Raw genomic sequence first — 20228 nt, 5'->3', positions numbered from 1 at the left:
GTAAAACGAGGTCCGGTTCACATCCCAGTCGGTCGAACGCGCAGGGTCGGCTCCTGGGCCCGCAGCATGACCACGCCCACCCAGACGAACCAGACGATGAGGCCGAGGCCGAACACCGCGCCGAGGACTTCGAGTCCCGGAACGACCGTCAGTAGACCCGAGACGCCGATGAGTGCGCCGAGGTAGTTGAGCCCCCGGGAAAGTTCGCCCGCTCGGAGTGCGGCCAGACTGACCAACAGCACCCAGACGCCGCCGGCAATTTCGTTGCCTCCCCCGAGACCGTTCTCCACGGCTTGCAGGGCGAGCCACGTCGTTTCAGCCTGGGCCGCGTTCTGCCCGGCGAGTTCGACGACAGCGCCGATGCCGACGTTCGCGACCATCCCGCTCGCAATGACCAGCCCGGCCCAGATGAGTCCGAAGGCGGTCGCAACCTGAGAAAGCGCGGGTGCACCGTCTCTCAGCCGAGCGTACAGCGCGAGCGCCAGGACGACCAGTGCAATTCCGAACACGATGTAGATAGTCAGGTTCCAGACGTACATCGTGAGTTGGTTCGCGACCAGAAACTCGACGGACGCGCTCGGGTCGGTCAGTGACCCGTAGTTCGATGCGGCGATGAGCGTGAAGAAGAGGGCAAACCCCACCACGAACGTTGCCGCGTCGACTAACGCGGCGATGCCGCCCGCGCGCTGCAAACTGTATCGAATCGGTTCCCCTTCTGTCGCCGGTGAGATTTCGCTGACTTCTGTTGCCACGTTCCTCCCCTCCAGGTGTCCTCTGGCGACGGGAGATAGCTTAACTCAGTCGAAGCGGGGGATTTTGGCCCGCAAACCCGGCTCTGCGGTGTGGTCCGACGTTCGAACAGCGTTCCGGGTGTCACAATTCCGAACCACTCACTCGGCGAAGCTCGAAGCGGAGTGAAATTCCCCAGAGCTGACCGAATCTTGGCACCGATTCCTCACCGTGCCCGATAAAACTATTTACCCACACGAGCAACTCGAATCAGATGAAGCACCTCACGGACATCTCGGTCGAGGACCTGCAAAACGCGCTGGACGCCGTCGAGGGGAAGAAACCAACTCAACGCCTCCTCGCCGCGATTGCGTACAAAAACGGCATCACACAGACCGAACTCGCCGAGTGGTATGGCGTCGAGCGACGCACCATCTACAGCTGGCTCACCCGTCTCGAAAACCAGCCCCTCGAACAGGCCGTCTACGACGAACACCGACCCGGACGCCCGCGAAAACTCTCCGCAGACGAACAGGCAGCGTTCGAAGCGGCGCTTCACGAGTCGCCCGTGGACGTCGGGTACGAGGAGACGTCCTGGACGCCCGCTCTCGTCCGTGAGTTCCTGCTAGATACCTTCGAGGTGGAGTACTCTCGTCCAAGTTGTCGGCGCTTGATGAAAGAGGCTGGATTGGAGTATCGACCTCGAACGCAGGCGGGTGGTTCGAAGGGGAGTGAGGGCGCAGGTGGCTGGGTTGCTCCTGAGTGATTCGGCCTCGTTCGACTTTGTCAGAAATTGAGTGCTTTTTTATGAACGGTGATGCCGACGGTTCGCCATTAGCAGGTGTCTCCACCATGGCACCCCCATCAGTTGTGGGACAGAATCGGTGAGGAAATCGAGGACGAGCCGCAAGCGAAGGGCTACGACACTAGCAGGCGTACTGATACGCATGAATCTCGCGTTCAGTCGGAGGGGCTAATGGCGACGTCGCGGGCCTCCCGCCACCCGCTCGCAAACGTCTACGATTCGGCGTATGCAGGGGTGCCAAACTGGGATATCGGACGCCCACAGCGGGCGTTCGTCTTGCTCGAAGACGCCGGCCTCGTGCGTGGTCCGGTGCTCGATGTGGGGTGTGGGACAGGCGAGTTGGCGCTCTACCTCGCTCGGCAGGGCCACGACGTGCTGGGCATCGACCTCTCAGAGCTTGCGGTGAAACAGGCCCGGGAGAAGGCTCGCTGGCGTCGAATTGCCGCCCGTTTTCTCGTCTGGGATGCGCTGGATTTGCCCCGGTTGGGTGCGAGTGGGTACTCCTTCCTAACGGTGGTGGATTCGGCGATGTTCCACCAGCTCGGGGATGCAGAGCGCGACCGGTTTATCACCGGTCTCGACAGCGTCGTCAAACCGGGTGGACTCTACTGCGTGCTGGGCGATGCGAGAGACGACCCAGAATCAACCTACGGTATTACACCGGAAGAAATGCGCTCGCGATTTAGCGCAATCGACGATTGGGAGGTCGTGTTCTCCTACGAGACGGTCCTCGAACGCCGGTGGAGCAAGAATCCCGCCTACTTCGTCGGGGTCAGACGCCGGTGAGCGTTCGGTTGGATGTCCCGACCCGTCTGTTCATTCACGTGAACCGTTCACTGATGCTGTTCTTAGAGCCGTTTTCGTCACCTATCGACGTATCTATCAGTAGTATTAATCGCCAATATCTCTCTGATATTCTTGTTTGAAGAGAAAATTCTATCAATACCTGGCTGTGTTGGGTTGAAACGCAAGTAACCATGCCACAGATGGAAACGACGACCTTCGAAACCGACCTGAGCCTCTTCAAGTACGACAACTTGGAGCAACTCCCCCCGGACTACCGAACCCTCGACGAGGAAGCGCGCACTGCCCGTATCGAGCGGGCCAAAGCCGAACTCGGTGACGACCTCGTTATCCTCGGCCACAACTATCAGCAACGAGAAATCGTCGAGCACGCAGACTTCATCGGTGATTCCTACCAGTTGAGCAAGCAAGCCGCCGCGGCGGACGCGCCCTATGTCGTGTTTTGCGGGGTCACATTCATGGCTGAGTCCGCAGACATTCTCACTGGCGACGACCAGACGGTACTCCTCCCGAGTATGGAGGCATCCTGCCCCATGGCGGGGATGGCAGAAGCCTTGCAGGTAGATGCTGCGTGGGCCCAGATTACGGCCGCAACCGACGCCGATATCGTCCCGATTACGTACATGAATTCCTACGCGGACCTGAAGGCGTTCTGTGCCGAGCAGGGCGGTCTCGTCTGTACGTCGTCGAACGCACACCGAGCGTTCGAATGGGCGCTCGAACGCGGCGATAAGGTGCTGTTCCTCCCGGACAAGCACCTCGGCGAGAATACCGCCCACCGGCTCGGGATGGCAGCGGATACCGTCGAGTGGGACCCCTGGGACCCTGCCTCGAAGGATGCGAGCAAGGCTGTCGATCACGACATCATCCTGTGGAACGGCTACTGCCAGGTACACGACCGCTTTCGTGTCGAGCACATCGAACAGATCCATGAAACGCATCCCGACGCACGCGTCATCGTTCACCCGGAGTGTCGGCGAGCGGTCGTCGAAGCCGCAGACAAGGCTGGGAGTACGGCGGACATCTGTCGAACGATCGAGGGGGCCGCCCCGGGCGACACCTGGGCTATCGGCACTGAAATCCATCTCACGAACCACCTCCAGCGGTGGCACCCTGAAGTGAACGTCCTCCCGCTCTGTGGAGACGCGTGCATGGACTGTAACGCCATGCGGCAGATAGACCCGAACTACCTCTGCTGGGTGCTCGAGGAACTCGTCGCCGGCCGCGAGCGAAACGTCATCGAGGTAGCTGCCGCGGAGAAGGAACTCGCGAAACTCGCGCTCGACCGGATGCTGGAGGTCAATTGATGGCACCACACACGACCGACGTGCTCGTCGTCGGCTCGGGCATCGCGGGACTGTCGGCGGCCCTCGGTGCTGCCCGTCGCGGGGCCTCGGTAACCATCGCGACGAAAGCCACCGAGCCTGCGGACGCATCGACCTGGTGGGCACAAGGGGGCATCGCCGTCGCCCGGGACGACCCCGGAGGTTTCGCGGCGGACATCCAGCAAGCAGCGGGCGGCACAGCCGACAGCGATGCGATTTCGGTCCTCGTCGAGAACGCAAACGACGCGGTTCGCGACGTGTTCCTCGAGACGCTCGGGATCGAATTCGACACCGACGGCAGCAGATTCGACTTCACGCGAGAGGCGGCTCACTCGGACGACCGCATCCTCCACGTCGATGCATCGACCGGAAAGCACCTCCACGTCCCCCTCTTGAATCACCTCACCGACCACGACGCGGTGAATATCGACACCGACACTGCGGCGCTCGAACTGTGCTGGGACGAGGGACGTGTTTTCGGTGCGCTACTCGAATCCGGTGGCGAGGTAACCCCCACCTTCGCCGGCGCAACGATTCTCGCCACGGGAGGCATCGGGGCACTCTACTCGCAAACGACGAACCCGGCTGGTGCGACCGGCGACAGCATCGCCATGGCGGCGCTCGCGGGCGCTGCCGTCACCGACATGGAGTACGTCCAGTTTCACCCCACAGTGTACTGCGGAGCAAATCCGTTCCTTTTGAGTGAAGCCCTCCGAGGTGAGGGCGCACTGCTCAGAAACGGCGACGGTGAACGATTCATGCCCGCTGTCCACGAGGACGCAGAACTCGCTCCCAGAGATGTCGTCGCGCGGGCGGTGGACCGCGAACGCGAACGAACTGGCGACGTCTGGCTCGACGTTTCCCCGCTCGACTTCGGAGAGACGTTTCCGAATCTCGCCGCTCGGTGTCGGCAGCGAGCGGTGGACTGGACAGATGGGATTCCGGTCGCCCCGGCCGAACACTTTCTCTGTGGAGGGATTTCCGTGGACGACCGCGGTAGAACCACGCTCGACAATCTGTACGCGGTGGGCGAGTGCAGTCGAACGGGCGTCCACGGCGCGAACCGACTCGCGAGTACGAGCCTTCTCGAAGGACTCGTGTGGGGGTTACGGGCGGGTGAGGACGCCGCAGGGGGGTCGCCACAGGTCATCGAGACTCCGTCACGACCTGACCGCGACCCCGCGTTGCCGACGGCGTTCGTCCAGGCCAAGTTCGACAGATTGCGCCGGGTGATGGACGAATTGCTCGGGTTGGAACGCACGCACGCCGACCTCGATTGGGCCGTGGCGGTGCTTCGGCGATTGAAAGGTGAAGTGGACGCTTACACGCGAACCCGCACCTCCCGGTCGCTGTACGAACTGCGGAACGCGGCGATAACAGCACTGCTCATCGCTCGGGCAGCCAGCGAGAACCGCGAGTCTGTGGGAACACACTTTGTGGTCTCGGAGGAGCCGGAATGTGAGGTGCCTGCCAGCCGATGATTCAGACGAGCACGGTCGAACGGTGGCTCACAGAGGACCTCGGCCACCACGACGTAACCAACCAGATTCCCGGCGAAACGACCGGTCGGCTCGTCGCCAAAGAAGCTGGCGTCGTCGCTGGTATCGAAGCTGCGACCGCCGTCTTCGAGTATCTCGGCGTCGGCGTCGAACCCACGGCTGCGGTCGGCGACCGCATCGAGGCCGGTGACGTTGTGTTGCAGGTCTCCGGCCAGACTCGTGACGTGCTCCGAGGCGAACGGGTCGCCGTGAATCTCGTCGGTCATGCCGCCGGTATCGCGACGCTGACGCGGGATGCGGTGGATGCCGCTCGCGAGGTGAGCGACCACGTCCGAATCGCGGCGACTCGAAAGACGACGCCCGGACTCAGAGGCGTAGAGAAGCGTGCCGTGGTCGCTGGCGGGGGCGATACCCACCGCCTCGACCTCTCGCACATGGTGATGGTAAAGGACAATCACGTCGCGGAGTTGGGCTTGCGCGAGGCGATTGCGCACTTCCGCGAGCGAGTGTCCTTCGCCACTAAACTCGAAGTCGAGGTCGAACGACCTGCGGATGCGCGGGTTGCGGCGGAGGCGGGAGCCGACATCGTCCTGCTCGACAACATGGCACCCGCGCAAATCGAACCCGTAGTCACCACGCTCCCCGACGACGTGCTCGTCGAGGCGAGCGGGGGAATCACCGTCGATGAAGTCTCACGATACGCACAGACGGGACTCGACATCATCTCCATGGGACAACTCACGCACTCAGCGCCGTGTCTCGACCTCTCGTTTCGGACGGGAGCGGAAAACGGCTGAGGGTTACAGCTCTGCGAACTTCCGTTCGAGGAAGGTGACCAGGAGGTACGCGGCGAGTTGCTCTGTGTTCTCGGTCGGGTCGTATTTCGGCGCGACTTCCATCAGGTCGATGCCGCCAACCGCGTCCGTGCTGCCGAGAATTTCCATCACGCGAATCGCCTGCTGGGTCGTGAGCCCGCCGGGGACGGGCGTTCCCGTGCCGGGTGCGACGCTCGGGTCGACGCCGTCGATGTCGAACGTGACGTACACCGTGTCGGTGTCTTCGGCGGCGGCCGCGACGGCTTCTTCGACCACGGACGTGATGCCCTCTCGTTCGACGTCGCGCATCGTGTAGAGGTTCAAGCCCTCCGTTTCAACGAACTCAAAGAACTCCGGTGCTTCGTAACCCCGAATCGCGATTTGACTGATGTGCTCGTAGTCGCTGTATTCTGAATTCGCGATGTGGTGGGTGCTCGACCCGTGAAAGTCCTCGCCGAAGACGGCACTCTCCTCGTTGGTGTCAGTGTGGGCGTCGATTTGGACGAGACCGACGCTGTCTGCGTTGGTTCCCTCGGCGAAGCCACAAAACGCTGGGTACGTACAGTAGTGGTCACCGCCGAGGAGGACGGGAAACGCCTGGTCTGCAATCGTCGCGACGTGGGCGCGGATGCTCTCTGCAGTCGTGTCCACGTCCATCGGGAAGATGGGTGCGTCGCCACAATCGACGACGGAGAACTCGCTGAAGTCCACTTGCTTGCCGGTCTGCATGTTGGTCAACCCACCCTTGTAGCCCGAGAGATACGCCCACCAGTTGCTCGCCCGACGAATTGCGTCCGGGCCGTAACGCGTTCCCGGTCGGTTGCTCACCGCGCTGTCGTAGGGGGCACCGATGACACCGACGTCGGCCTCGCCGAGTTCGTCCACGGGTCGGTGGGGGCTTTCAGGAAGGTGTTGATTCCGGCGTAGGCGAGTTCGACCGACGACCCGGGGTGGGTTTCGCGAAACTGGTCAGCGCGAGTTCGGGGTTCCCCACTCATCGCTGGTCACGCTCGCCTGTTTCCCGACGGTTGCTGTACTGGACTGCCGATTCCTCACTCAATGGCTGTGACGGTACCTGCATGAATTTACCACACGACGGTGGCAATTGATTGCCACCATGTGTACTGTTCTCTCCCCCGTTGGTAAAACTGTTACGCGCATCGCCGTGTGCTCCGGTGCGTTTTCGACTGCTGACGAAGTGATATAAATAGCCGCCACGGTAGGTACAACGTGAAGGGTCACTCGTGATGGATATAGACCGGCGAACGTACGATTTGATGCGACTCATCCGCGAGAACGAACCGATTGGCAGCATTCGATTGGTCGATTTGATGAATCGCCACGGCTATTCGATAAAGAGCCGCACGATTCGACTCATCCTCTCCGAACTCGACGAGAAAGCGTTCACCGAGAAGGTTCCGGGGAAAGGGCGCAAGCTGACTGCCGCTGGCCGGGCGGAACTCGGTCGGGGGAACATCGCGGGCCGATTCGGTCACATTCGAGAGAAAATCGTGACGCTGACGAGTCAGGTAACTTACGACCCCGTCGAAGACGCGGGTGAAGTCGTCGCCGGGTCGGCTGTGGTCCCCCACGACTCGGTGGACGAAGCACTCTCGGTCCTCGATGACCTCGCCGATTCGTCGCTCGGGCCGGTGGTGACGGCCACCGACGCGGTGGACGAGGGAGTACGATTTCAGTTTCCGTCGAGCATCACGCTCGACGGCGTGTTGCTCTCGCGTGGCATCAACACCACGTTGAAAACGGCGGGCCTCGTCGAATATCGCTCGACCCCCGGGGAACCGACGACGCCGGGAGAAGTCGTCCGGTACATCGATGTCATCAACGGCGAGGGCTCGACGATGGACGTGGTGACCCTCCTCATCGAAGCCGGACGGACCGACGTGCTGGGCGCACTGGTGCGTGATACGGGCATTCTCATCGTGGACAACCGGGAATTTCCCATCACGCGGTTCGAAGAAGCGCGCGACCTCGCGATTACCACCACGACGCTGCTCGGCGGGGCGCTCGACGTCCGTCGCCCGCGTGAGCAGGGGCCGATTCCCTTTGAAAATCCTGGCTGGGAGTTCGCCTCGCTCACCTACGGGGCCATCGGCGAGCTGGCGATTGCGCTCCTCCACGAGTTGGAGCTGGTCAGCCAGTGGGAAACGCTCGACGGGCTCGTCCCCAGACGAGAGTTCGAGCCACTGCAAACGGCAGGGGTTTCTCTGACGGAGCGATAATGGCTGCCCGAAAAAATCGGAGTTTGGATTGATTAATCAGACGACGGATTCAAGTTCGACATCCAGCGACTGAGCTTTTCTTCTGCTGGCGGTCCAGTTACGAGGCTCACGCCGACGTAGACGATCGCACTTGCGACGAGGCCGTAGATAATCGGGAGATTCGACCCGAAGCCGTACATCCAGAGCGCAGAGACCACGACGACGCTGCTCACGCAAATCGAGGAGAGCGCGCCCTGCCAGGTCGCCCGCGACCAGAGGAACGCGCCGAATATCGGCATGAAGATTGCGCCCGTGAGGAGGTCGTAGGCGAGAATGAGCGCCTGGACGACGTTTCCGATTTGAATCGCGGCGAAGACCATGACCGCGCCGAGCCCGATGATGAACAGCCGGGAGACGCGCGTGTAGGTCTCGTCACTGGCGTCTGGATTGATGAAGCGTTTGTAAATGTCGTTGGTGAAGAGCGTGCTCGAAGCGAGCAGCGTGGAGTCTGCGGTAGACATCATCGCGGAGACGAATCCAGCAAGGATAAGTCCAGAGATGCCCGCTGGCGTAATCTCGAGAATGAGTCGCGGTAAGGCGAGTTCCGGGTCGCCGAGGTTCGGGAGCAACACGACCGCGAGCAGTCCAAGGAACGCCGTCGCGACACCGTACACGATGGCGTACGTGCCGGCGATGAGCGTTCCTTTGCGTGCGGTTTCGGCCGAGTCGGCGGTGAACACCCGCTGCCAGATGTCCTGGCCAATCATGATGCCAAGGACGTAGAGCAGGAAGTAGCTGACAATCGTATCGAGGCCGATTGCAGTCGGGTCGAAGTACGAGGCGTCGAGTGCTGCAGTCAGTTCGCCGACGCCGCCGACCGAGGAAAGCCCCATCGGAATCGCGAGCAGGAAGATACCGACCGTCATGATACACCACTGGACGAAGTCGGTTATCGTCACAGTCAGCATGCCGCCCATGGCGGTGTAGAGGATGATGATGATGCCAGCGGCGATAATCATCGTCTGCTGGTCGAATCCGAAGAGGACGCTGAACACCTTTCCGACGGCGATGGTTTGCGTGATGGCGATTGTGAGTGAATACACCCCCGCGATGACCGCGCCAATCGTTCCGGAATACCGGTCGTAGCGGCGTTCGAGAACCTCGCCGAGCGAGTAGGCTCTGAGATTCGCAAGGTTGGTCGAAATCAAAAGCCCGAGGGCGATGGTGCCAAAGCCGAGCATGACGACCAGCCACGCACCAGAGATGCCGTGTTGGTAGCCCAACCCGCCGCCGCCGATGGTGGACGCGCCGCCGAGAATGACCGCCGACATCACGGGTACGTACATCCAAATTGGGATGTTTCGACCCGCGACGAGGTAATCGTCCAACGTATTCGATTTCCGATAGCCCCAGTATCCGAGTGCGACCATCCCGAGCAGGTAGAGCACAACGACCCCGGCGTCTATGGCGACGATTGACATGGTCATGTATTGCCACAACCTCCTATATAAACTTGTATATACCATGAAAAATTACGCATCCCACCGAGGGTTCCAAAACCGACCGGCTGGCCCCTCGAACCGTGGTGGGAAAAATCGCTTCTCGGTTAGTCGTTGAGTTCCTGCTGGCGGAGGTGCCGACGCGCTTCGCTTTTCGACGGCAGTCCACCGGCCATCGCGAGCAAGCCTGCGCCGAGGACACACCACGCGAGGATGATGGCCCATTCGTATCCCACGAGCGCGGATGGCGACCCGGGGAGGTAGAGGCCGATGAAGAACACGGTCAATACGAGGGCGAGTGCGCCAACGGCGTAGCCGCCCGGTAGCTCGAAGGGACGGTCCATCTCGGGTTCACGGTAGCGCAGAACGAGGAAGGAGATGACGACGAGGAACCACGCCGTGACCAGTCCGAGTCCGCCTGCGTTCACGATCCAGATGAGCATCTGCTCGCCGAAAAACGGCGCGAGTGCGGCGAGGCCACCCACGAGGACGATTGCGGTCGAAGGGGTGTTGTGCTGGGGGTGGAGCGTCGCGAGCGAATCGGGGAGCATCTTCGAGTCGGCGAGCGCGTAAATCGCGCGGCTCGCACCGAGGACGAACCCGTTCCAACTGGTGAGGATGCCTGCGAGGCCAGCCAGCGCCATGATGCGCCCGATGGTCTGACTATTGAACGCGATTTCCATCGCCTTCGCGGCGGGGAGTGCACTCTCTACGAGCACGGCCCCCGTGGTGACCTGCCCGGCCGCCCAGATGACGGCGATGTAGAACGACGCTGCGCAGATGACTGATGCGCCGATGAGGCCGCCGAGCAGTTTCGGTGACACGTCCGCCTCACCGGCGGCCTGTGGGATGACGTCGAAACCGACGAACATGAACGGCGTCATGATGGCGACGGTGAACACGCCTGCGATGCCCGCCCCAGCGAACGGGTCACCGGATGGGGAACTTCCGTTGAACAATGCGCCGGCGAGCAGGGTGGCTCCGGCGAGCGTGATTACAAGTGCGAGAATTGCCTGGAACTGTGCGGCTGGCCGCACTCCGCGGTAGTTCAAGAACGTGATGACGATGGAGCCGATGACGCCCGTGGCAACCCACGAGGCGTAGACCGGTTGGCCGGCGACCGTCCAGAGCTCGAAGACGTTGAATCCGGGAACGATGTAGGCAAGCGCACTCGGCAGCGCGACGGCCTCGAAGGCGACGACGCTGACGTAGCCGAAGATTATCGCCCAGGTACACGCGAACGACCCGATTGGCCCGAGCGCCCGGAGGCTGTAACTGTGTTCACCGCCGACGAACGGCATCGCCGAGGCGAGTTCCCCGTAGATGAGCGAGACGACGCTCACCATGAACCCGCCGAGGACGAACGCGGCGATTGCTCCGGAGACACCGCTCTGGTCGATGAAGTAGCCCGTCTGCACGATCCAGCCCCAGCCGATCATCGCGCCGAACGCGAGCACGAAGATGTCGCGTCTGGAGAGGACACGAGAGAGTTCTCCTGACATGGTACTATGTAACGAACACAGAAACTGATTTCTCACCTTTATATTTTACTATCTCATAACTGTCCGATTGGATGAAATTAAGTGACCAAGAGTGATGGTTGGCTGAAAACCAATCAGCACCGTAGTTTTTTGTATTCCAAACGACTCAATGAGCGGTCGTCGATTCACGGCTCTGTTTGCGTTTGGTCGAGGTCGTAGGCTCCCGGGTGGTCTGGGTCCTTCCACCCCTGTTTGCCGCTCCACGATTCGACGTTGAGGCGGTAGACGGCCGTCCGGTCGATAGATTCGTCGGACATTGGTTGATAATCTTCACCGGGGGTAAGCTGTGGTGCGTACTTCGCCATGACCTTCTCGAGAACTGCCTGTTTTTCGTCGGCCGCCGAAAGAAGCGAGATACAGCCGTAGGCGACCACGCTGGAATATTCGACCGTAAAGTTCACCGGTTCGTCTGCGGGGATGTATCGCCCGTGCTCACTCGTCGTAAACGATGCCCGAGGTCGGTCGCCCTCGGCCACGAGGTCGTGTGCCCGACCGGCCCGTGCACCGTGGAGAAAGATTGCATGGGCTTCGTCGTCGTAGACGAAGAGCTGGGTGACGAGGTGGGGGGTGTCGTCGTCTACGAGTCCGAGGACACCCGTCTCCTGGCCCGTGAGAAACTCTCGAATCCACGATTCGTCTTCGACCGCTTTGCCCTGATACCGAATCGAGTCGGCGACGTTCTCGGGGGGGTTTTCGTTCATAATCACACAGAAGAGGGGAGACATATAGCGTTGTGTGCTAATTCAGTTACAGGAGACAGTCGCGTCCGTCACGTGTTGCCAGCGTTCCGGGTTTGAAGGCTAAAGTCGGTATTTGACCTTACACTAGACTATTATATTGACACATAATATCCCTGATGTATGCGAAGGATTGTCCTCCCCCTGACCGTCGCATTGTTGCTCGTGGCGGCCGGGTGCAGTGGTGCAGGATTCGATGGCGGGAACGGCGCGAATGCCGGTGGCAATGCGGGTAGCATCGGACTCGCTGCGGGCGGGGCGAACGACGCCACCGCCTTCCGAAACAACGTGAACGAAGGCTACGTCCCACAACCCACGGACATGACCGTGGAGGGGTTGTTCCACGATTACTACTTCGACACGGGGCAGGCCGAAGCGTGCGGAGAACTGTTCTGTCCCTCCTACTCGCGAGCGATGAGCGAAGACCCGTTCTCGAAGCAAACCGAGCGCTACCTCACCGTCGGATTGAATTCGGGACTCTCGAAGGCTGACTTCGAGCGCAAGAAACTGAATCTCGTCGTGGTCCTCGACACGTCGGGGTCGATGGAGTCACCGTTCTCGAAGTATTACTACGACGGCGGTGAGAAGCAGACTGTCGAAGACGAGCAGGCGAAAATGGCGGTCGCCCGTGAATCGGTCGTCGCGCTCACGGAGCATCTCGAAGCGGACGACCGCTTCGGACTGGTCACGTACGACGATTCTGCCCAGGTGATTCACCCGCTTGACCGGGTGGACGAGACGGACATGGACCACCTCAGGGACCGCATCCGGGGCCTGAACGCAGGCGGTGGCACGAACTTCGACGACGGTCTCCAAACGGCCACCTCGATGCTCGAACCCCACCGCGACGCGAACCAGAGCGAATACGAAACGCGCATCATCTTCGTCACCGACGCGATGCCGAACCTCGGCGACACCTCGGGCGAACGGCTTTCGGGGCGATTACAGGACAACGCGAACCACAACATCTACTCCACGTTCGTCGGTGTGGGTGTGGACTTCAACACGCGATTCGTCGAGACGATTAACGAGGTTCCGGGAGCCAACTACTACACCGTCAATTCGCCCGACCAGTTCCGCGACCGGATGGACGAGGGATTCGACTACATGGTGACGCCGCTCGTGTTCAACCTCTCCGTCTCGCTCGACTCGGACGCCTACGAAATCGCACAGGTGTACGGGTCGCCAACAGCCGAAGAAGCCACCGGCGAGGTCATGTCCGTCCAGACGCTGTTCCCCTCGCGACGCGAGGCAAACCGAACGGAGGGCGGCATCATCCTCGTGAAGCTCAGAGAGACTGGAGCAGGAGACAGCATTCGACTCAAGGCCAGTTTCGAGACGCGAACCGGAGAGCGACACGAATCGACCCGAGCCGTCGAATTTGGCAACCACGAGGCCCCGTATTACGACAACTCGGGGGTACGCAAGGCGGTCGTCCTCTCACGATACGCCAACCTGATGCGTAACTGGGCGGCCTACGAGCGAGTGCAGGCAGCCAATGGCGAAGCCGACCCGCCCGCGGACGGTATCGAATACCGAGAGGAACTCGGAGAGTGGGAGCAACAGTCCGTCCCCCTCGCCGTATCCCCGCCGTACGACCAGCGAATCGCAGCGTTCGAGCAATACTTCCAAAAGGAGATGACCGCACTCTCTGATTCGGATATGCAACAGGACGCAGCGATATTGGCGACGCTCCAGACGAACGCCTCTGCTGGGACTGCCACGAAGTCACCGACGGCGAACGCGACGGGTTAAGAACGGTGCCGTCTCAGGCGCAAGAGAAGCCGCCGTCGACGACGAGCGCCTCACCGGTTATCCAACTGGCCTCGTCGCTCGCGAGAAACAGCATGGCATTGGCCACGTCTTCTGGTTGCCCGAGTCGCCGGAGGGGATAGGCGTCGGCCATCCGTGAGGCGATTTCGTCCCACTCATCGTCTGCGTGGTCGGCTTTCGGCATGGGCGTCTCGGTGACGCCCGGACAAACCGCGTTCACGCGCACGCCGTCGGGTCCGACCTCTGCGGCGATAGCGCGAGTAACGTTCACCACCGCTCCCTTTGTCAGCGAGTAGCCCGCGTACTTCGGCGACCCGATGACACCCGCGAGCGACGCGGTGTTGACGATAGCCCCTGAACCCTGTCGTTTGAAGTGTGGGAGTGCCGCCGCACAGCCGTTCCAGACACCTTTGACGTTCACGTCGATGAGCCGGTCGAGTTCACCGTGGGCAAGGTCCTCCATCGGCGTCGCGTGGTGCATGATGCCCGCGTTGTTGAGCAGAATGTCGAGGCCGAATTCGGCTGCCGTCGCGTCGATTGCGTCCTCGAATGCAGTCGAATCACGCACGTCGAGTTCGTGAGCCACCGCCTCTCCGTCGAGTTCATGTACGAGTTCTTCGACACCTGACTCGTCCACGTCGGCGGCGATGACCGTCGCTCCTTCGGCGGCGAATCGCTCGGCGGCCGCTCGGCCGAGTCCCGACGCCGCGCCCGTGATGAATGCTGTTTTGTTAGCAAGACGCATGGGCTATCGACGGAGTCCGGACGGTTAAAACGAGTGCCCGCGGCGGTTATGGCGCGATGTTGCGGTTCACGCGGAACACGTTGTCCGGGTCGTATGACCGCTTGACCTCCACGAGGCGGTCGTAGTTCTCGCCGTACGTGGCCTGTAGGCGCTCTGGACCATCTTCTGCCGTCTGGAAATTGACGTACGAGGTGTCGGTCGAAAAGGGCTGTAACCGCGCCCAGGCGTCGCGAACCCACTGTTTGTACGCTTCCTCGTTCGGCTCGCCCGGCTCCCACATCCCAGATGCCCCGAAGACGAACTGCACATCGCGGTTCCCGATGGCCCCGTCGTCTGCGGGCCGTTCGTTGATTGCCCCACCCAGGTGGGCGGCGACGAGCTGTCCGCCCGGAATCGGACACTCCGCGGCCAGTTCGTCCATCGTCGCGTGTAACTCGGGCGTCAGGTCGGTGGCGAATCCGGTCTTCCAGTAGTAGTGCCACCCAGTCGGTTCCGTCTCGTCGAGCGAGGATTGCAATACCGTGTACGGCATCGGTTGAAGTAAATCGACGACCGGGTCGGGAAGTGCGCGAAGCGGAGCGAGCGCCTCCTCTGCGTCGTCGAGGTTGCCACTGTAGCAGACTGTCATCGCGCAGATGCGCTTCCCATGGGCTTCCTCGGGGACGAACGGCGCTGGCGGCGCTCGCATCAGAATCTGGAAGGCCGTCAATTCACGAGGTGCGGTTTCGGTGAGTTCCCGGTAGGCTGCGAGCACCGCGTCGGCGTGCACTGCAGGCCACGCGATGAGCCCGCCGTACACTAGGGGGCCAACGTCGTGGAGTCTGTAGGTGAAGGAAGTGACGACGCCGAAGTTGTGTCCGGCCCCGCGGAGCGCCCAGAAGAGGTCTGGATTTTCCTCGCGGCTGGCACGGCGGACCTGCCCGTCCGCGGTGACGATTTCGACCGACAGCAGGTTGTCGACCGCCCATCCAAAGCGGCGAGTAAGGTAGCCAAACCCACCTCCGAGGGTCAATCCAGCGATGCCGGTATCTGAGATGAACCCGAGCGGCGTGGCGAGGCCGTGGAGCTGCGTCTCCCTGTCTACGTCACCGAGTTCACACCCGGCCTGGGCCGTCACGGTTCGCGCGTCCGGGTCGACGATGACGCCGGTGAGGTTCGACATATCTATGGTCAGTCCTCCATCGGTGAGCGCCGTACCGCCGATGTTGTGACCCCCGCCTTTCACCGAGAGCAGGAGGTCGTTTTCGCGGGCGAAGTTCACCGCCTCGACGACGTCCGCCGTGCCCGTCGGCTGGACGACCAGGGCCGGTGTTTTTTCGACCATTCCGTTCCAGATACGGGTCGCCTCATCAAATCCCTCGTCGCCGGGCTCAAGCAGTGGGCCTCGGAGCGCCGCACGGAACGTTTCGACGCGGTCCGCGGAAAGTGTCGTCGTCGGTCCGTCTCGTGTTGTAACGTCCAACTGTGTCATGCTCGTTCACGACTAGATACGATAGATTCGAACATCTATCTGCCTCGTGAAACCTTTCACGCCGTGAAACTGAACCGTACCTGGTCGGTTTCGCGGTTAGAACGGTGCTTCCTCGAGCGGGCCTTCGAACTGCGCAGGTGAGACCGGTTTCGCCTCGTTGCGAACCTGTTCGTAGACGGAAATCGCCCACTTGCGGGCCGCTGGCGCGTCGGTGTCGATGATGGCCACGAGCGCCCCGGTGTCGAGATCGTGACAGCAGATGCCCACCCGGTCGTCGACGATTCCGAGACCACAGCGGTCACCGTCGGGAAGGTTATCGTGGACGAAAACGGCGCAGTTCTCACTCGTCGCGACTGCACGCACCCGGTCCGGGTTCCAGGCGTAGGTACCTTCGAGGGAGGTTGGCGAGAAGACGTATTCCAGTTCCATCCCGCCGAGAACGGCGTCGCACACCGCTTCGTTGTTGATGGACTTCTGGACGATGGTGTCGAATCCCCACATTCGCTCTGTATTCTCGATGAGATGAGTGAGGCGAGCGACGGGTTCGTACGGGTAGCCTGGTCCGGGCCGTGAGACGACGGCGTCGGCGAACAGCTCCACTGAAAATCCCGGCATCTCGCGAGGTAACCACTGCCAGACGTCGCGGAGTTTGTGTTCCGTCTCCATTGCGTCGCGGAGCGTGAGAAATTGCTCTGCGACGAACGCACCGAGCGAGGTTAGTTCGTAGGTCCGACCGGCCCGGTGAATCCAGTTGCGCTCCTCGAAATCGGCGATGATGCGACCCATCGTCGGCGAAGAAGCGCCGGTCACCTGTCGCAGGTCGCCTCGGTCGTGTGGTTCCGTCGTCAGCGCTTCGAGGACGCCGACCCGGTGGGCCGACCGGGCGAGAAACTCGATTTCTTCGACAGCCGAGTCCATACGCTAGATTCGAGAGCGCAGTAGATAGCCGTTCGTAGCGTTCTGGCGTGAATCGATTCGTGCGGCTGTCTCAATGGCGGATAGGAAAGCGAAAACGAGGGGTTACAACGGAAAAATGGTGTTACCGCGCCGTTTATAGCTGGTCTTTCCAGGGCCAGTCGCGCTCCTCGCCCCACGGCCAGGTTTGCGTGGCTTTCATTCCAGCGTCGAACCGTTGGGATTCTGCTGCATCTTTTATCGCTCCGGCGTCGACGTTGGGGACTTCGACGTCGGACTGGGCGAGGCGGGCGACGCCCGCGGCGCAGAGAATCGAGAGGTCGCGCAGGTCGCGGACGTCAAGTTTGTCGAGCGTGTCCCCGTGAGTATGACCCCACCCTCGGCTATTGTCCTTGCCCGTCGAACGCCCTTGCGCCCCGGCGACGCCGCGCTGGACGAACGGCCAGTGGTCCGAGTGCGGACGGAGACCCGTTTCGATTTTGATGGGCATCTCGTACTCATCTGAGACGGCTTCGTACGCCTCACCGATTTCGTCGAAGCCGTGAGTGTGGATTTCGAGGTTTCGCGAGTAGCCCGCGCCGTCCACGTTCACGATGCACTTTACGTTCTCCAGGTCGTGGGTGTGACTCCAGTAGTACGACCCGTAGAGGCCCGTCTCCTCTGCGCCGAAGACGACGAGGCGGACGCGCGTTTCTAAGTCGTCTGCCACCTGTGCGAGGATGCGCCCGACTTCGACGACCATCGCCGTTCCGAATCCGTTGTCGTTCGCCGCGGTTCCCACGTCGTGGCCGTCCACGTGCGCGGTGAACAGCACTTCTTCCTCGGTGTCGGGACCGACCACGGCCTCGATGTTTCGGGAGGTGGAACTCCCGTTTTCACACTCGACGGTGAGGTTGACCTCGACCGTGCCGTCTTCGCAGTAGCGCTTGAGTCGTGCGCCAACTTCCTTGCTCGCCCCGATGGCTGGGATGGGGCCGGGCCCGTTCGTGACGCCCACGTCACCCGTCGGTGGCAGTGCCCCCTCGATGTGGTTGTAGAAGACGAACCCGGACGCACCGTTTTCTGCGGCGTAGTGGTACTTCTCCGAGCGGTGGACCCAGCGGCCGTAATCCTCGGGAGTGACGCTTGACGCCATCACGATACAGCCGTCGAGGTCGACGTCTTCGAAGTCTTCGGGAAGCCCGTAGCCCATGTCCACGAGTTCGCCAGAGGCCGCTCCCTCAGGGGTGCCCGGAAGTTCGACGATTTCGTGAGACCGGCGGAAAGTGGAGGTTCGGTCGCCGTGTTCCACCGCGAGCGAGGCTTCGCCGCGCCACCACCCCGGAATTGGGAACTCATCGAAGGAGACGTCATCGAGTTCGACGTCCTCGAACGCGTCGTAAACGAGGTCTGCGGCGATTCGTTCGCCTTCTTGGCCCGGCATTCGATTGTTCAGGTCTTCGAGAGCGGAGAGCAGGTCCCAGCCGACGGTGCTGCGATACGTCGCGCCAACGACGGCGTCTGGTATTCGCGTCATTCATGTGCTCTGTGAGATACGGTGACAATAGTCTTGCGGTCCTGAAAAAACGTCTAAATTTTTATGTTAGATGGACATTATTTTCCACGTCCTTCTGATGCAAAGAGGTATATAGAGGGCATAATTGATATCATATCGTATGTCATCTGATAACGGGCCTCTGAATCGGAGGAGCTTTTTAAAAGCGGCCACCGCAGGTGGTGTGGCTGGGCTGACCACGCTCGCCGGCTGTACCGGCGGCGGTGACGGCGACGGCGAAGGTGACGGCGATGGGAACAACAACGCCGGACCCGGTGCTGGACTCCAAACGTACACGTACGTCAACAATTCCCAGAGCTACAACCCACCACGCCACGACGCCATCAACCTCATCGCGCGCCAGTTCAACGACCTCGGTCTTGATGTGAAGGTCGACGTGCTCGAATGGGGGACGCTCTACAACCGCGTGTCCGTGGAGTACAATTACAGCTTCTCGACGTGGCACACGTTCTTCACGGTCGACCCGGTGCTCGAACTCAGCAACACGATGCACTCCTCGAAGACGGGTTCGGGAGACGGCAACTACGCCGGCTACGAGAATCCCGACCTCGACGAACTGCTCGACAGTTACATGGCCGACCCCGACAAGAACTCGCGCGTTGAAACGATCCACGAGGTCCAGAAAACGCTGATGGATGACGTTCCGCAGATGCCGATTACGCACATGCCGGCCGCAGCCGTCTACAACAAACAGCAGACAGGCAACTGGCAGCCGGAGCTCTCCCAGGGCTTTAACTCCTACTGGACGATGGTCAACCTCGAGATGAAGGGTGGAGAAACCACCCTCAAGGGCTACTGGCCGGAGACCCTCTCGACGATGAACGTTCTCGGACACAACGACGAGAACAAACACACCTACCAGTTCGAGGTCATGTACGACACGCTCGTCCGCCTCGACAACACGGGGAACATCAACCACGACGTGAGTCTCGCGACCGAATCCAACCGGGTCGACGAGACCACCATCGAGTACACGATTCGGACCGACCACTCGTGGCACGACGGCGAGGACCTCACCGCAGAGGACGTCGCGTTCACCTACAACTACCTCGCTGAGAAGGAGATTCCGGTTTACTCCGTGCAGGCCGAGTACATTGAGGGCGCGGAAGTCGTGGACGACTCGACGGTTCGCATCAACATGGCGAAGCCACTCGGTCCGTTCAACACCCTCGTCGGCACGCAGATTCCCATCATCCCACAGCACAAGTGGGAGAGTCGAAACGAGCCGAGCCAGGCGAACGTCGAGCAACCGGTCGGCAGTGGGCCCCTTCAGTTCGATTACTGGAACAAGGGCAGCGAGTTCGGCCTGAAGAAGTTCGAATCGCACTTCGCGCCCGTCGCCTTCGAGAAGCGCTTCTGGCGGATTATCCCCGAAGCCTCGACGGTGTGGGAACTCCTCAAGAGCGGCGAACTCAACTACGAACCGTTCGGCCGTATCGACCGTTCGCTGAACGAGAATCAGGACCACGAAGCCATCGGCACGAAGTTCGAACCGGCCACCTCCTACTGGCACTTCACGCCGAACGAGCGCCAGACTGGTCTCGACGACCCCGTCCTGCGCCGGGCGCTGGTCAACGCCATCCCGCGGACGGCCATCGTCGACCAGATTCTGTTCGGCTTCCCGGACAAGGGCTCGAACGTCGTCTCGACGGCATTCGGCGAACTCCACACCGACGACGTGCCACAGTACGAGGAAGCGACAGAGAAGGCACGCAGTCGCCTCGAATCGGAGGGGTACAGCTGGAACGACAAGGATATGCTCGTCGGGCCGGACGCCTGAACGGGCCTGCCTGAAT

15 protein-coding genes and 2 pseudogenes are annotated in these 20228 nt (G+C 61.4%); 8 read left to right on the top strand and 9 right to left on the bottom strand.

Features of this window, described 5'->3' with window-relative positions; translation table 11 throughout:
• Nucleotides 1–17: 17 nt before the first annotated feature.
• A complete protein-coding gene (locus P0648_RS20245) occupies nt 18–752 on the bottom strand; it encodes a DUF4386 family protein (protein WP_277506201.1) in 735 nt (244 codons plus the stop codon).
• Between the two features lie 251 nt (nt 753–1003).
• On the opposite strand from P0648_RS20245, the pseudogene P0648_RS20240 reads away from it, so the two are divergent.
• From P0648_RS20240 to nadC, 5 genes and pseudogenes are all read left to right on the top strand, one after another.
• A pseudogene (locus tag P0648_RS20240) lies at nt 1004–1435 on the top strand (helix-turn-helix domain-containing protein); the annotation flags it as partial.
• 270 nt (nt 1436–1705) lie between these two features.
• Nucleotides 1706–2320: a class I SAM-dependent methyltransferase gene (locus P0648_RS20235; RefSeq protein ID WP_276275173.1), complete on the top strand. Its 615-nt coding sequence runs from the start codon at nt 1706–1708 to the stop codon at nt 2318–2320.
• 191 nt (nt 2321–2511) lie between these two features.
• Complete coding sequence (nadA, locus tag P0648_RS20230; protein WP_276249003.1) at nt 2512–3645, top strand: quinolinate synthase NadA; 1134 nt, start codon at nt 2512–2514, stop codon at nt 3643–3645.
• Entirely contained in the window at nt 3645–5144 is a 1500-nt protein-coding gene (locus P0648_RS20225) for an L-aspartate oxidase (protein WP_277506196.1), read from the top strand. Before nadA ends, P0648_RS20225 begins: the two co-directional genes overlap by 1 nt.
• Entirely contained in the window at nt 5141–5959 is an 819-nt protein-coding gene (gene nadC, locus P0648_RS20220) for a carboxylating nicotinate-nucleotide diphosphorylase (RefSeq protein ID WP_277506195.1), read from the top strand. The genes P0648_RS20225 and nadC overlap by 4 nt, the downstream gene beginning before the upstream one ends.
• A gap of 3 nt (nt 5960–5962) precedes the next feature.
• Here nadC and speB read toward each other — a convergent pair.
• A pseudogene (gene speB / locus P0648_RS20215) lies at nt 5963–6975 on the bottom strand (agmatinase).
• Between the two features lie 249 nt (nt 6976–7224).
• On the opposite strand from speB, the gene P0648_RS20210 reads away from it, so the two are divergent.
• Nucleotides 7225–8217, top strand: a complete 993-nt coding sequence (locus P0648_RS20210; RefSeq protein WP_276248999.1) for an NrpR regulatory domain-containing protein — start codon at nt 7225–7227, stop codon at nt 8215–8217.
• 32 nt (nt 8218–8249) lie between these two features.
• Here P0648_RS20210 and P0648_RS20205 read toward each other — a convergent pair whose 3' ends face one another.
• The 3 genes from P0648_RS20205 to P0648_RS20195 form a co-directional block, all read right to left on the bottom strand.
• The gene (locus P0648_RS20205) at nt 8250–9677 is read right to left on the bottom strand and encodes a sodium:solute symporter (RefSeq protein WP_276248998.1); all 1428 of its coding nucleotides are present in this window, start codon (nt 9675–9677) and stop codon (nt 8250–8252) included.
• Between the two features lie 125 nt (nt 9678–9802).
• Nucleotides 9803–11197 (bottom strand): APC family permease, encoded by a 1395-nt coding sequence (locus P0648_RS20200; RefSeq protein ID WP_276248997.1) that lies wholly within the window; start codon nt 11195–11197, stop codon nt 9803–9805.
• Between the two features lie 164 nt (nt 11198–11361).
• Complete coding sequence (locus P0648_RS20195; RefSeq protein ID WP_277506193.1) at nt 11362–11937, bottom strand: pyridoxamine 5'-phosphate oxidase family protein; 576 nt, start codon at nt 11935–11937, stop codon at nt 11362–11364.
• A 159-nt stretch (nt 11938–12096) separates the two neighbouring features.
• Here P0648_RS20195 and P0648_RS20190 point away from each other — a divergent pair, with 159 nt between their 5' ends.
• Complete coding sequence (locus P0648_RS20190) at nt 12097–13728, top strand: VWA domain-containing protein (RefSeq protein WP_277506191.1); 1632 nt, start codon at nt 12097–12099, stop codon at nt 13726–13728.
• Nucleotides 13729–13741: 13 nt separating this feature from the next.
• Here the strand turns inward: P0648_RS20190 and P0648_RS20185 are convergent, their stop codons facing one another.
• The 4 genes from P0648_RS20185 to P0648_RS20170 form a co-directional block, all read right to left on the bottom strand.
• A complete protein-coding gene (locus P0648_RS20185; protein ID WP_276275180.1) occupies nt 13742–14491 on the bottom strand; it encodes an SDR family NAD(P)-dependent oxidoreductase in 750 nt (249 codons plus the stop codon).
• A gap of 46 nt (nt 14492–14537) precedes the next feature.
• Complete coding sequence (locus P0648_RS20180; RefSeq protein WP_276248989.1) at nt 14538–15962, bottom strand: FAD-binding oxidoreductase; 1425 nt, start codon at nt 15960–15962, stop codon at nt 14538–14540.
• A 96-nt stretch (nt 15963–16058) separates the two neighbouring features.
• The gene (locus tag P0648_RS20175) at nt 16059–16880 is read right to left on the bottom strand and encodes a winged helix-turn-helix domain-containing protein (RefSeq protein ID WP_276275181.1); all 822 of its coding nucleotides are present in this window, start codon (nt 16878–16880) and stop codon (nt 16059–16061) included.
• Between the two features lie 133 nt (nt 16881–17013).
• Nucleotides 17014–18393, bottom strand: a complete 1380-nt coding sequence (locus tag P0648_RS20170) for a M28 family metallopeptidase (protein WP_276248987.1) — start codon at nt 18391–18393, stop codon at nt 17014–17016.
• A gap of 139 nt (nt 18394–18532) precedes the next feature.
• On the opposite strand from P0648_RS20170, the gene P0648_RS20165 reads away from it, so the two are divergent.
• Complete coding sequence (locus P0648_RS20165) at nt 18533–20212, top strand: ABC transporter substrate-binding protein (RefSeq protein WP_276275183.1); 1680 nt, start codon at nt 18533–18535, stop codon at nt 20210–20212.
• Nucleotides 20213–20228 lie beyond the last annotated feature (16 nt).

The organism is Haladaptatus sp. DYSN1, from assembly GCF_029489995.1.
Taxonomy (GTDB): Archaea; Halobacteriota; Halobacteria; order Halobacteriales; family Halococcaceae; genus QDMS2.
This window is presented reverse-complemented; position numbering and strand designations above follow the sequence as displayed.

Excerpts from the sequence above, each read along its gene's own strand:
- nadC (WP_277506195.1), top strand. The coding sequence starts at position 5,141 with ATGATTCAGACGAGCACGGTCGAACGGTGGCTCACAGAGGACCTCGGC.
- nadA (WP_276249003.1), top strand. The coding sequence starts at position 2,512 with ATGCCACAGATGGAAACGACGACCTTCGAAACCGACCTGAGCCTCTTC.
- P0648_RS20190 (WP_277506191.1), top strand. The coding sequence starts at position 12,097 with ATGCGAAGGATTGTCCTCCCCCTGACCGTCGCATTGTTGCTCGTGGCG.
- P0648_RS20175 (WP_276275181.1), bottom strand. The coding sequence starts at position 16,880 with ATGGACTCGGCTGTCGAAGAAATCGAGTTTCTCGCCCGGTCGGCCCAC.
- P0648_RS20195 (WP_277506193.1), bottom strand. The coding sequence starts at position 11,937 with ATGAACGAAAACCCCCCCGAGAACGTCGCCGACTCGATTCGGTATCAG.
- P0648_RS20180 (WP_276248989.1), bottom strand. The coding sequence starts at position 15,962 with ATGACACAGTTGGACGTTACAACACGAGACGGACCGACGACGACACTT.
- P0648_RS20205 (WP_276248998.1), bottom strand. The coding sequence starts at position 9,677 with ATGTCAATCGTCGCCATAGACGCCGGGGTCGTTGTGCTCTACCTGCTC.
- P0648_RS20165 (WP_276275183.1), top strand. The coding sequence starts at position 18,533 with ATGTCATCTGATAACGGGCCTCTGAATCGGAGGAGCTTTTTAAAAGCG.
- P0648_RS20200 (WP_276248997.1), bottom strand. The coding sequence starts at position 11,197 with ATGTCAGGAGAACTCTCTCGTGTCCTCTCCAGACGCGACATCTTCGTG.
- P0648_RS20235 (WP_276275173.1), top strand. The coding sequence starts at position 1,706 with ATGGCGACGTCGCGGGCCTCCCGCCACCCGCTCGCAAACGTCTACGAT.
- P0648_RS20210 (WP_276248999.1), top strand. The coding sequence starts at position 7,225 with ATGGATATAGACCGGCGAACGTACGATTTGATGCGACTCATCCGCGAG.
- P0648_RS20170 (WP_276248987.1), bottom strand. The coding sequence starts at position 18,393 with ATGACGCGAATACCAGACGCCGTCGTTGGCGCGACGTATCGCAGCACC.
- P0648_RS20225 (WP_277506196.1), top strand. The coding sequence starts at position 3,645 with ATGGCACCACACACGACCGACGTGCTCGTCGTCGGCTCGGGCATCGCG.
- P0648_RS20185 (WP_276275180.1), bottom strand. The coding sequence starts at position 14,491 with ATGCGTCTTGCTAACAAAACAGCATTCATCACGGGCGCGGCGTCGGGA.